The organism is Metabacillus rhizolycopersici (genome assembly GCF_020075705.1).
The window spans coordinates 41,530-54,401 of the sequence record NZ_JAIQUM010000036.1; the positions used below are offsets into that span (position 1 = coordinate 41,530).

The following is a 12,872-nucleotide window of genomic DNA, read 5'->3' on the forward strand; positions in this document are numbered from 1 at the left end:
ATTAGGAGGAATGAAGGATGAGAGAGGAAAGAGCGAAACAATTACAACAAAGCTGGGAAAATGATGCAAGATGGAAGGGAATTACTAGAACATATACGGCGGAGGATGTCATTAAATTAAGAGGGTCTCTTGATATTGAACATACACTTGCACGCCGGGGTTCTGAAAAGCTTTGGAATCTACTTAAAACGGAGGATTTTATTAGTGCACTTGGTGCATTAACTGGTAACCAAGCGATGCAACAAGTAAAGGCTGGTCTGAAAGCAATCTATTTAAGCGGCTGGCAAGTTGCAGCTGATGCGAATATTGCAGGGCAAATGTACCCTGATCAAAGCTTATATCCAGCTAACTCAGTACCACAAGTTGTGAAACGAATTAATCAGACATTACAGCGTGCAGATCAAATCGCATACTCTGAAGGAAATAGTGAGATTGATTGGTTTGCTCCAATTGTAGCTGATGCGGAAGCAGGTTTTGGTGGAGCGCTTAATGTATTTGAATTAATGAAGAGTATGATTGAAGCTGGTGCAGCTGGCGTTCATTTTGAAGATCAACTTTCATCTGAGAAAAAATGTGGTCACTTGGGAGGAAAGGTATTACTACCAACACAAACAGCTGTACGTAACTTAACATCTGCTCGTCTTGCAGCAGATGTAATGGGGACCCCAACCATTCTTATTGCTCGTACGGATGCAGACGCGGCAGATCTCATTACAGATAATATTGATCCTGTTGATGAGCCATTTATTACTGGTGAACGTACACCAGAAGGATTTTATCGTACCAAAGCGGGTATAGATCAAGCTATTGCACGTGGTCTTGCATACGCTCCATACGCTGATCTTATTTGGTGCGAAACTTCCGAACCAAATCTTGAAGAAGCTCGTCGATTTGCGGAAGCAATTCATGAGAAATTCCCAGGAAAATTGCTCGCTTATAATTGTTCACCTTCCTTCAACTGGAAAGCAAAATTAAGTGATAAGGAAATCGCAAACTATCAAAAAGAAATTGGTAAACTAGGTTACAAATTCCAATTTGTTACTCTTGCAGGTTTCCATTCATTGAACCATAGTATGTTCGAACTTGCGCTTGGCTATAAAGATCGTGGTATGGCAGCATACTCCGAGCTACAACAAGCTGAATTTTCAAGTGAAAAAGATGGCTATTCAGCAACACGTCATCAACGTGAAGTTGGCACAGGTTACTTTGATGTCGTTGCTCAAGTTGTATCGGGTGGAACTTCTTCTACTACAGCACTTACAGGTTCAACAGAAGAGGAGCAATTTCAAACGTCTAACGATTGAATTAATTAAACAATCGTAATTTGCAGATTTGCACCCCAGGATGAAAAGGTGTCCTAGGGGTGTTTTTCTTCTGAGTCAATCAGGATTTGTTAAGTATAATTGCTAGAGGTGTTATGATACAGCCTTAAATCGAGTGAAATGGAGGAGGAACATGAAGATTGTCGATGAGTTTCATGAAATTCCAACAACTTGTATTTCTGATGCGTTGCAGGGGCTTGAAAACTTACATTCAGCTATCAAACCATTGAAAGAAGAGTACAGAGTAGCAGGCCGTGCATTTACCGTAAAAATGGTGGCCGGTGATAATCTTGTCGTATTAAAGGCAATTCGTGAAGCACAGCCCGGTGATGTACTGGTCATTGATGCAAAAGGGGAGAAAAATCGGGCCGTTGCAGGCGATTTCGTTCTCGGTATGGCGCAAACTTTAGGGATTACTGGTGTCATAGTAGATGGGGTTATCCGTGACATCATAGGAACAAAAGAATTGAATTATCCAATCTTTTGTAAGGGTTCTACGATTGCAGCAAGTGGTAAAGCTGGCGAGGGAGACATTAATGTTCCCATCTCTTGTGGAGGAGTGACTATTCATCCTGGTGACATAATCGTAGGAGATGCAGATGGAGTCGTAGTTATTCCGCAGGAAAGAGAAGAGGAGATATTGGCAAAATCGCTTGAAAAGGTGGAAAAAGACCGGATTAGATCTGAAATGGTATCAGGAGATAAAAAGAAAATCATAGAGTATTTAGATCGTTCCATATCTTAAAAGTGAAACTTTTTGTTAAAAATGATATGTATCGAATGTGAAATAGAAAATGAGATAATAAATACTAAAAACTGGTTAGCACGTCAACATGCTAACCAGTTTAATTAATCTTCCTTTTTTGAAAGACAGCGATCACATTCCATCAAATAAGATTCAGCTTGCTCTTCAATCGGATCTCCGCAATCTGAACATTGTTTAGGGGGAAGTGTTCGGAAAAAATCCATTGGTTTAGTCGTTAACATGTTTGATTCCTCCAAATCATCATTAAGTAGTCTTCAAGTTGCTCTCCATAACAGGTAAGATCCTAAAAATTTTAAGTGTTTAATGGATCGCAAGACTCATTTTTTATATAGTACAGTTTAATATATTGTATTTTGTTATAGTACAGTATATGCTCTTTATTAAAAAAATGTTTAGATTTTTTGTTGGAATTTCAATCTGGGTTGGTACGAACATAATTTACTTTGCGTGTTCAAAGCTCTTCTACTTAAATTGTATCGGTTCTACATAAAGCGAAATTTACTCTCTGTTTTCAGCGTCTGGCCTGAAGACTTACAATAGGATACTAAATGTCCTTTTTGAATGTAGGAGGCATCAATATTACATACGTAGGAAATTTAGTAATTGTATCCGGTCAGAACTATCTAAAAAGAATGGTGTAAAACGAAGGTAAATGGAAAATGTTAGTTCATTTTCTAATAAGACATCCACATCTTGCAGCAATACAGAGATAAATTGCAAAATTGTAAGAAAATTAAGTGTTTTATCGCTTTCATTATAAATGTTTTCGTTTTCAATCAATATGTTCCCGCTTTCAAGGACGTTGTTAAAAATTAACTGCTATCCCATAATATAAGTATAAATAAGAAAGGGGATAACCAAAATGAAAACAATTATTGAGTTAGTAAAAGCTGAATATAAAATGTACGAGGATGCACTTGAAAGAATCTACGGGAATCGGAAAGTAAATAAAAACGAACAAGGTTACATACATTCAAAAAATAAAAGATAAATACGGAAGGGGATAATCAAAATGAAAACAATTATTGAGTTAGTAAAAGCTGAATATAAAATGTATGAGGATGCACTTGAAAGAATCTATGGAAACCGGAAAAATTAAAAAAATTTGATGTCAAGCAGAATAAAAAATCTATACTAAGGATGATTAGATGATCATAGCCCAACCGCACAAAATCGACAGGATAACCAATTCTAACAGATAAATGTAGAATTGGTTATTTGTATTTTTACCGTTACCGCTAATTATTCGATGGGGTTGTTTTCCTTTTCTTTAACCTACATATTACCCATTAATTGAACACCGATTAATTTTAAACCCCACTCTTACGTTTACTATGAGTTAGGATTGGAGGATTCGACTTGAATAAACTAGCATACTATTATCTATCCTTTATCCCCGATATTTAACGTTATCTCCTCAGTTTCAAAACCAAGCGATGTCGATAAATCGACAACATCAATATTTGTAGTAACATAAGCATATTCGGATAAAATGTCTGGATCAATTTGGTCAAGTGAAAAATGGAGAAAATCAGTTGTTTCATTCAGTGTTATTTCGTAAAGCTCCAATTTTTCAATATCATTAAAATCGTCTAAATTATGAAACGTAAGATTAAGTCGATAAGCTACAAAAGCTTTAGCTGAAATTTTAAATGATAACTTATCATCACTCCAATCTGACAGCTTAGGTGATTGGAGAAAACGGTCCTTATCAATTTTTAATCCACTTCCTTCTTCAAGAAATATATGGAGTTCTTGATTTTCTAATACATTAGGCAGTTGTTGATTTTCATGTTGTGTGCGCATATAGAAGGCTTCATTAGTAAAAACATCCTTTACGTTAAGCTTGTTCGCCGCCCCATATAATAAAACATAATCTTCTGCAAAGATTTCTTGTGGGTAGAATTTATGATTGCTTTCATCATAGTTCCAAAACGCATCCCAGCGTAGTTTGCTTCCATTTAATCCACGAATAGATTCCCAATCTGAGAAGGGGAAGTGATGGGACGGGAAATAATGATAAGCAAAATGATGTCCATATTCATGTGATAGCGTTTGACGGTATGCTGCTGGATCTGTGTACTTATCACCCTGATACAGCATAATGCTATTTGATGAAGCATGATAACTGCCTTTCGTTAATGAAGTAGCGTGAGAATGACCAATTACATTCACCTTCTGCAAAAGTTTAATTTCCTTCCCATGTTTATTTTTAATGAGCTCTTGGTATAAAGCCATAAGATCTTTTTCATCCCACTCCTTGGAATAGCTAAAAAAGTGTATCCCTTCTGGAGATTGATACGTAGCAAAATACTCCCCATTATAACTAGAATCAAAGCTTAAAAGAAATGGAAATAATAATAAGATAATGAAATACGTTCGTATTTTTGGCATAGATGTCACATCCTTGTGATTATTTTAGCATGGATGTTGATGAAGGTAATTGGTATCATTTGTTTGTTGGTTTACAGGTTGTTAGTGTTATAGTTTTGAAGGAGGTTTAAGAAAAAGGGGAGAATTATCAAAAAAATGTAAAAATTCCCCGAAAAGTAAGGATAAAAAAAAGTGTTAAAACATCGTCTTTTCGTGTATTATATAAATAATCAGAAAATACAGAAAATTAATTAAAATGTGAGGTGCTCTAAATGAACATTGATAACATGGCTTGTGAAAATCGTCTTGAAACAAATCCTTATGTACACTATTTACAAGAGGGAGATCTTCTTTGCAAATCAAAAAATGAACTCATTTTGAAGCATCTCCACGAGTTACCACATGATTTTATGGAAATGACATTATTTGATGTAGAGGGAACTGGGGATATCTATACTTTTTCACACATTAGTGATTTTGAAGGTGGAGGTATCCAATTAAAAGTAGCCGTCTACAAAAAAAGGTAAGAACAAAAGCGCAAGCGCCTTGATCAGTCCCGACAGGCATAAGACGCGTATGAATAGAAGGCGTACTTGGCCTTCAATTCATGCATGGCTAGACCTTAGAGGGGCTAGGCGCTGGAGCTGGATGTCGTGCGCTTATCCACAGTACAAGAATTTTATTGTTTCCTGTAACATAAAAATCATTTAGGGCCTGACTTCTAAAATCAAGAAGTCAGGCTATTTCTATTTCTCTATTCGTTTTCATACAACGGATGTTCAAGTATACTTATGACAGTAAGATTAATTCAAGCTATTTTGGACAATAGCGGTTCACTCCGTATTGTTTTTGAAAAATGTGGAATAATCTTCAAATAGATAACGGTGGGTTGAATTATTAGTTGCAAAGAAAATGAATGGATTAATTATGCAATTTCAACAAGAAGGGAGTTTATAATGAAACAAAGGTATCAACTCATGCAAGTATTGTTCATTTCTGTAATTCTCATCATGGTTGGGGGTTGTGGTACATCTGGAGAAGGTAAATTGAATGAACCGCAATCAACTAAAAATGCACAAGTTATTGAAGAAAATCCGATCGTGACGATTACGATGGAAAACAATGATGAAATTAAAGTTGAATTGTATCCGAATATTGCCCCAAATACGGTAAATAATTTTATTTCACTAGTAGAATCTGGTTTTTATGATGGATTGACTTTTCACAGGGTCATACCTGGATTCATGATTCAAGGCGGCGATCCTGAAGGAACTGGAACTGGTGGTCCTGACTACGAGATTAAAGGTGAATTCTCATCAAATGGTTTCGAAAATGATGTAAAGCATGAGAGAGGTATCATTTCTATGGCTCGTACGCAAGCACCCGACTCAGCAGGGTCACAATTTTTTATCATGGTTGCTGATGCTAACAGCTTGGATGGCGATTATGCTGCTTTTGGAAAAGTAACAGCAGGTATGGATGTTGTTGATAGTATTGTTAGCGTTAAAACGAATAAACAGGACAAACCATTAGAGGATCAAAAAATAAAACAAGTGACAGTTGAGACTTTTGGAATTGATTATCCGGAACCCGAAAAAGTAGAGTAAGTTAGTCGTTCATGCCACAAAAAAAGTAGCGAATTTCATTTCTTGAATGACAATGAAAAAATTAGATTATTATTGCCAGGATTTTCTTGATAAAGACCTGTTTTTTTGTTATAATTTTTTAAATATTAAAATACAATGAAAAGGAATAGTAGGATTTTTAAAACGATCAGAGAGCTGTTGGGTGGTGTGAAGCAGCCGTGGAAAAATCTGAACTCGCCTTGAAGTAGCTCGCTGAAATGTCTTAGAGTAGGTGGAGACGGTGCCTATCCGTTACAGTAGGTGGAAATAAGGTGTTTTTATACCTATATTTTCCTTGAGTGCATACCGTATTGGTATGAATAAGAGTGGTACCGCGTAAGATGTCAATAGTCTTTCGTCTCTATAGTTATAGAGACGAAAGGCTTTTTTTATTGTAACTAAAAATAATTTACCCTGTTCTTAACGGGCACTAAAGTCTCTTCACGAAGATTCAAGAGATGTAAAGAAATAGAAGCGGGCGTACGACCCATAAAAAAATCCATAAGTATCGCTAACCATCAGTGGGTGATAAAGAATACTCACACTAAAAAAGACTGGTTTTAACATCATATTAAACTTGAAAGGTGTCGTTAAAATGAAAAATTTCGATAAATATACGAGAGGGTATTTTATGCCCCCTGTTAGAAGTATGAAATGGGCTGAAAAAGAATACATTACTGAAGCACCAACGTGGTGTAGTGTTGATCTTCGTGATGGAAACCAAGCTTTGGTTGTACCAATGAATTTAGAAGAGAAGTTAGAGTATTTTCAGTTATTAGTAAAAATCGGATTTAAAGAAATAGAAGTTGGTTTTCCTGCTGCATCAGAAACAGAATATACTTTCTTACGCACATTAATTGAAGAAGATTTGATTCCTGATGACGTTACGATACAAGTGTTGACGCAATCGAGAGAACATATTATCAAAAAAACATTTGAATCACTTAAAGGTGCTAAACAAGCGGTGGTCCATTTATATAATTCAACCTCAGTTGCACAACGAGAGCAGGTATTCAGAAAATCAAAAGAAGAGATTATTGATATTGCAGTATCAGGTGCAAAGCTTCTTAAAAAATATGCTGCTGAAACTCCTGGAAATTTTCAATTTCAGTATTCACCAGAAAGCTTTACTGGTACAGAATTAGAATTTGCACTTGACATATGTAACCAGGTGCTTGATGTATGGCAACCAACGCCTGAGAACAAAGTGATTATTAATTTACCAGCTACAGTCTCGCTTTCCATGCCTCACGTTTATGCAAGTCAAATTGAATACATGAGCGATCACATGAATTATCGGGAGAATGTGATCCTCTCACTACACCCTCACAATGACAGAGGAAGCGGTGTTGCAGATGCGGAATTGGGAATTCTTGCTGGTGGGCAAAGAGTGGAAGGAACGCTGTTTGGTAATGGAGAAAGAACAGGAAATGTCGATATTGTCACGCTTGCTTTGAACATGTTTTCACATGGAGTAGATCCTAAGCTTGATTTTACGAATATTTTAGACATCATATCAGTCTATGAGCGCATGACAAAAATGAAGGTCAATGAAAGACAGCCTTATGGCGGTAAGCTCGTATTTGCTGCATTTTCTGGTTCTCACCAGGATGCAATCGCTAAGGGTATGAGATGGCGCGAGGAAAATGAATGTCAACATTGGACTGTCCCATATTTGATGATTGACCCTAAGGATATTGGCAGAGAGTATGAAGGTGATGTCATCCGCATTAATAGTCAATCTGGTAAAGGTGGAATAGGATATGTACTTGAACAACAATATGGTTATGATCTTCCTGCAAAAATGCGTGAGAGTTTCGGGTACATTGTTAAAAACATATCAGACCAACAGCACAAAGAACTTATGAGTGATGAGATCTATACTATTTTTTATGATGAATATGTGAATATTAAATCTCCACTTGAATTTGTCAAATATCACTTTATACAGCATGATGATTTCAGAACGTTGATTACCATCAAAGTGAATAATGAGGTTCATGAATTTGAAGGTGAAGGAAACGGTAGACTCGATGCCATTAGCAATGCGCTTCAAACAAATTTAGGTATTAAATTTTCAAAATTAGCCTATAAAGAACACGCTCAGGAAATAGGCTCAGAATCTAACGCAGTATCCTATGTCGGAATAACCGGAGTAGATGGTACTGAGTATTGGGGATGTGGAATTGACGTCGATATTATGACCTCATCTGTAAAAGCTCTGTTTAGTGCAGTTAACAAAATGATAGGTATAGTTCAGCTAATAAAATGATGAGTAAGTAAATCGCGAATTGAAGTTTCAAGGAAGGCACTTATTAATTATAGTGAAGATAAACCCTCGTTTTTTGTTTGAAACGGGGGTTTTTATGATCGTGAAGTAGGTTTTTATCAGGTAACCAAATTCCTTGATTATTGATATTTTTGTCTAAAAGATGTAATCGTTGTTTTTAAAGAAGCATATGAACCGATTGCTGCATATCCATAAAACCATCCCATAAATAGTCCTGCAATAAGGTTATGAGGATGGCTAATAAAGATAGAAATAAATAAACCAATCACAAGTGCAAGTGTCGGAATAAATTTTTTAGGTACTTTTAAAAATATTTTGATCAATTGGGTAACCACAAGAACTATGGGTACACCAATGACAGCATCCCAAAAATTTGTATGGATCGTGGGAAAGTGAATGATATATTCCTCCAATCTTCTTACCGGTAATAGATGATTGATAATTCTCCGACGTATCTTTTAGTTGCTTCTTAAATCCTGAGGTGAAGGTTCTACTATTAAATCAATTTGAATTTTGATGAATTGTATTGTATTATATGAACATATTTCAAAAAACTTTGTAGTTAAAAAGAATGTGAAGAATTCGTCATTCCTTACATTCACTTCATATTTATTGTTTCTAAACGTGCGGTTACCATTCCCACTTCAAGATTTTTTGGAGAAGAATATGTGAGGTATAAATTAACTAGCAATTATTAAGGCTAATCTTTACTTTGTGAACGAATGTTGGAAGGTCCAGATGGTAGATGGTAACTTCATCATTCCATTATTAAGTTTAGGTCAAATTAATAAATATTATTCATCGAAGTGATCATGAATAATACAAAAGAATGATAGAATCCATTTTATTTTTCATTAGTATCTAAATCTAATTCATTTTTTCCTAGCAGTCTCAGATGGTGAAAGCTAAGATTGTTCATCACTTGTTAATTGTTGGGAGAAATGTAAAAATATAAGTTTGACATTCTATAAAACAATACGCTAATATAACTGTCTGTTGAACCAATTACCTTTTCTTGAAGATTAATATTGAGTACATTCGAAATATGAGGTGAAACAATGAAATCAAAATCTTTTTCTTGGATAAACAATCATTTGAACTTTTTTATGATAGCTATCCTTTTACTATGGATTAAAACGTATGTAGCATACAATTTAGAGTTTAGTTTAGGAATTGAAAATTCGATGCAAAAATTTCTTTTGTTTTTAAATCCTGCTAGCTCGATTATCTTATTTTTAGGACTAGCCCTTTTCTTTAAGGGGAAAAAGGCTTTTAAATGGATGATAATTATCGATTTTCTTCTATCATTCTACTTATATGCAAATATTGTATATTATCGATTTTACACGGACTTTATTACACTTCCAACACTTACACAAACAAGTAATGTTGGTGATTTAGGACAGAGTATTTTAGCATTGATAAGTCCAAATGATATTTTGTATTTTGTTGATACGATTATCTTATTTCTATTAGTTGTTACCAAAGTGATAAAACCAACTACAGTTAAAGTGAAAATGCGTTCTCGAGTGATAATACTTACTGCTGCAGTCGCCCTTTTTGCGGTGAATTTAGGATTATCAGAAATGGATCGACCACAGTTATTAAAAAGAACATTTGACCGAAACTATATTGTGAAATATTTAGGTATGTATAATTTTGCTATCTATGATGCAATCCAAAGTACAGGTGCTTCAGCACAACGTGCAATGGCAGATACCGACGATATTACAGAGGTTACGAACTATACAAACGCAATGTATGCTGAACCTAATCCTAAGTACTTTGGAGCGGCGGAAGGAAAAAACGTCATCTATATTCATTTAGAATCAATACAGAACTTTATTATTGATTACAAACTGAATGGAGAAGAAGTGACACCGTTCCTTAATTCGTTATCAAAAGATCAAAATACTTTTTATTTTGATAATTTTTTCCATCAGACTGGACAGGGTAAAACTGCTGATGCAGAATTTATGCTTGAAAACTCATTGTTTGGATTACCGCAAGGAGCAGCCTTTTCTACAAAAGGTCGTAACACATACCAAGCACAGCCTGCGATACTAGGTCAACTTGGATACACTTCTGCGGTGTTCCATGGCAATACTCGATCTTTTTGGAACCGCGATGAGATTTATAAATCATTTGGTTTTGATAAGTTCTTTGATTTAACTCATTATACAGCAGAAGAAAATGAAGTCGTAAATTATGGTTTATTGGATAAGCCATTTTTCAAACAGTCAATGCCAATGCTTGAATCTTTAAGTCAACCATTTTACGCTAAATTTATAACAGTTACGAATCACTTTCCATTTCCACTTGCTCAGGAGTTAGCAACGATTGAACCACATACGACAGGTGATACTTCAGTGGATAATTATTTTCAGACTGTTAGATATGCAGATGAAGCATTGAAAGAATTCTTTGACTATCTGAAAGAATCTGGTTTGTATGATAACACAATGATTGTAATGTATGGGGATCATTATGGTATTTCGGAAAGCCATAAAAAAGCAATGTCTACAGTATTAGGAACTGAAGTTGGGGATTTTGAAAATGCACAATTACAAAGAGTTCCATTATTTATTCATATTCCAGGGGTAGAAGGCGGCAATATGCATCAGTATGGTGGTCAAATTGATTTATTACCAACTGTACTTCATTTACTTGGAGTAGATACAAAAGGGTATGTTCAGTTGGGGTCAGATTTATTTTCTAAAGATCATCAAACAATCGTCCCATTCCGTAATGGTGACTTTGTAACTGACAAAGTAACTGCTTTGAATGGAAAATATTACGATACAGCCACAGGAGAACAGCTTGAGGCTAACGAAGAAATAAAACAAAACGAAAAAATTGTACAAATGAAGCTAAAAATGTCAGATAAAATTGTTAACCAAGATTTATTGCGATTCTATACTCCTGAAGGATTTGAGCCAGTTGACCCTTCAGATTACGATTATACAAATCGCTCAGCTTCAAGTAATGAGGATCAAAATACTAAATAGTAATTTACTGAGCTGCTAAGAGGGAAGATTCTCTTAGCAGCTTTTTGACGTAGAGATTAGGGATGTTAAAAGCTCAAATACCAAAAGGTTATTCGGTTGAGTCGCAAAGTGTCTATGAAAAAATGTGAAATTTCAAATGTTGACAATTTCATAATATGTAGTTTATAATTTATCTTTAATTCGAGAATATTTCATATGAGATAAATTAAAACAATCAGCTTTTCATTAATGAATAAACATCAATTGTAAATGAAGGAGTCGATGATGATAATGGTAAAACCACTTTTAGGAATCCATCATGTATCAGCTTTAACAGCAAATGCGAAAGAAAACTTTCATTTTTATACAAAGATATTAGGATTAAGATTAGTGAAGAAAACAGTAAATCAGGATGATACATCTGTTTATCATCTGTTTTATGCAGATGAGAGGGGAAATCCAGGTACAGATTTAACCTTTTTTGAAATTCCTCATGCGGGAAAAACATATCCTGGAACAAATAGTATAACAGCGACATCTTTACGTGTAAGAGACAATAAGGCCTTACAGTATTGGAAAAATCGCTTTAATCAATTTCATGTCGATCATGATGAGATAAGTCTTGAAAGTGGGCGTTCAACTTTATCATTTCGTGATGCAGAAGGTCAGCGCTTGATCCTAGTCTCAGATGAAGGAAACGAAGGTGTATCAGGGGGGAAACCTTGGGATCGAAGTCCTGTATCACCAGAAAATGGTGTGATTGGTTTAGGTCCAGTACATTTGACGGTATCACGTCCAGAACGAACAATTAAGGTTTTGACAGATGTAATGGGCTTTCGTGAAAAAACAGGCTATACAAAAGAGAAGGATAACAAATTAGTCCGTGTCTTTGAAACAGGTGAAGGTGGAACGGGAGCAGAAGTACATGTAATAGAAGAAGATAAAGTAGGCCGTGAGAGACCTGGTCGTGGCAGTGTTCATCATGTCGCATTTCGCGTGGAAGATGAAGAAGAATTAACCAAATGGGTCGAGCTATTAAATACTAAACATTTACCAAATTCAGGTTTTGTTGAACGCTATTATTTCAAGTCTTTATATTTTAGAGAGCCAAATGGTATTTTATTTGAGCTTGCTACGGATGGACCTGGGTTTGAAGGAGATGAAGATTTCGAGCACTTGGGAGAAAAGCTCGCTTTACCACCATATTTTGAGCAACAACGGCAAGAAATTGAAGCACGATTAATTCCATTAAATACGAAGGAATAAGTAGTAATTAGATGCCATTAATATTTTAGTAATGATTGAATAAATCGTCAAGGCTTAGAATTGACAAACCATCATTATGGAATTTCAACATGGTGAGAAAAACGCTTAGGGAAATTTCGAGGCCACTGAAAAACTTACGTTTTTTATTCTTTTAATTTCTTTTCAATACAAAAAGGCAAGTTGCTGTCTGCTTTTTAGACGGCAAATTGCCTTTTTCCTTTTCTTTCTTATTCTTTTTCACTA

At 35.3% G+C, this 12,872-nt stretch carries 11 protein-coding genes and 1 other annotated feature; of the genes, 8 read left to right on the forward strand and 3 right to left on the reverse strand.

Annotated features, from left to right (window positions below; translation table 11 throughout):
• The first annotated feature begins 17 nt into the window (after positions 1 to 17).
• Together aceA and K9V48_RS15690 are read left to right on the forward strand one after the other, a co-directional pair.
• Positions 18 to 1,304, forward strand: coding sequence for an isocitrate lyase (gene aceA, locus K9V48_RS15685; RefSeq protein WP_224139971.1), 1,287 nt, complete (start codon positions 18 to 20; stop codon positions 1,302 to 1,304).
• Between the two features lie 151 nt (positions 1,305 to 1,455).
• The gene (locus K9V48_RS15690) at positions 1,456 to 2,067 is read left to right on the forward strand and encodes an RraA family protein (RefSeq protein ID WP_224139972.1); all 612 of its coding nucleotides are present in this window, start codon (positions 1,456 to 1,458) and stop codon (positions 2,065 to 2,067) included.
• Between the two features lie 104 nt (positions 2,068 to 2,171).
• Here the strand turns inward: K9V48_RS15690 and yhfH are convergent, their stop codons facing one another.
• Entirely contained in the window at positions 2,172 to 2,309 is a 138-nt protein-coding gene (gene yhfH / locus K9V48_RS15695; RefSeq protein WP_224139973.1) for a protein YhfH, read from the reverse strand.
• Positions 2,310 to 2,950: 641 nt separating this feature from the next.
• On the opposite strand from yhfH, the gene K9V48_RS29100 reads away from it, so the two are divergent.
• On the forward strand, positions 2,951 to 3,079 hold the full coding sequence (locus K9V48_RS29100; RefSeq protein ID WP_263432849.1) for a hypothetical protein: 129 nt from the start codon (positions 2,951 to 2,953) through the stop codon (positions 3,077 to 3,079).
• Positions 3,080 to 3,471: 392 nt separating this feature from the next.
• On the opposite strand, the gene K9V48_RS15700 is transcribed toward K9V48_RS29100, so the two are convergent.
• Positions 3,472 to 4,482: a hypothetical protein gene (locus K9V48_RS15700; protein ID WP_224139974.1), complete on the reverse strand. Its 1,011-nt coding sequence runs from the start codon at positions 4,480 to 4,482 to the stop codon at positions 3,472 to 3,474.
• 251 nt (positions 4,483 to 4,733) lie between these two features.
• Between K9V48_RS15700 and K9V48_RS15705 the strand changes: the two genes are divergently transcribed.
• From K9V48_RS15705 to K9V48_RS15715, 3 genes are all read left to right on the forward strand, one after another.
• A complete protein-coding gene (locus K9V48_RS15705) occupies positions 4,734 to 4,988 on the forward strand; it encodes a hypothetical protein (RefSeq protein WP_224139975.1) in 255 nt (84 codons plus the stop codon).
• A 429-nt stretch (positions 4,989 to 5,417) separates the two neighbouring features.
• Complete coding sequence (locus tag K9V48_RS15710) at positions 5,418 to 6,068, forward strand: peptidylprolyl isomerase (protein WP_308012589.1); 651 nt, start codon at positions 5,418 to 5,420, stop codon at positions 6,066 to 6,068.
• Between the two features lie 126 nt (positions 6,069 to 6,194).
• Positions 6,195 to 6,452: a binding site (T-box leader), on the forward strand.
• A 229-nt stretch (positions 6,453 to 6,681) separates the two neighbouring features.
• Positions 6,682 to 8,358 (forward strand): 2-isopropylmalate synthase, encoded by a 1,677-nt coding sequence (locus tag K9V48_RS15715; RefSeq protein ID WP_224139976.1) that lies wholly within the window; start codon positions 6,682 to 6,684, stop codon positions 8,356 to 8,358.
• A gap of 137 nt (positions 8,359 to 8,495) precedes the next feature.
• Here K9V48_RS15715 and K9V48_RS15720 read toward each other — a convergent pair whose 3' ends face one another.
• Positions 8,496 to 8,774: a hypothetical protein gene (locus K9V48_RS15720; RefSeq protein WP_224139981.1), complete on the reverse strand. Its 279-nt coding sequence runs from the start codon at positions 8,772 to 8,774 to the stop codon at positions 8,496 to 8,498.
• Positions 8,775 to 9,434: 660 nt separating this feature from the next.
• Between K9V48_RS15720 and ltaS the strand changes: the two genes are divergently transcribed.
• Both ltaS and K9V48_RS15730 read left to right on the forward strand, forming a co-directional pair.
• Positions 9,435 to 11,384: a lipoteichoic acid synthase gene (ltaS, locus tag K9V48_RS15725; RefSeq protein WP_224139977.1), complete on the forward strand. Its 1,950-nt coding sequence runs from the start codon at positions 9,435 to 9,437 to the stop codon at positions 11,382 to 11,384.
• 267 nt (positions 11,385 to 11,651) lie between these two features.
• Entirely contained in the window at positions 11,652 to 12,629 is a 978-nt protein-coding gene (locus tag K9V48_RS15730) for a ring-cleaving dioxygenase (protein ID WP_224139982.1), read from the forward strand.
• Positions 12,630 to 12,872 lie beyond the last annotated feature (243 nt).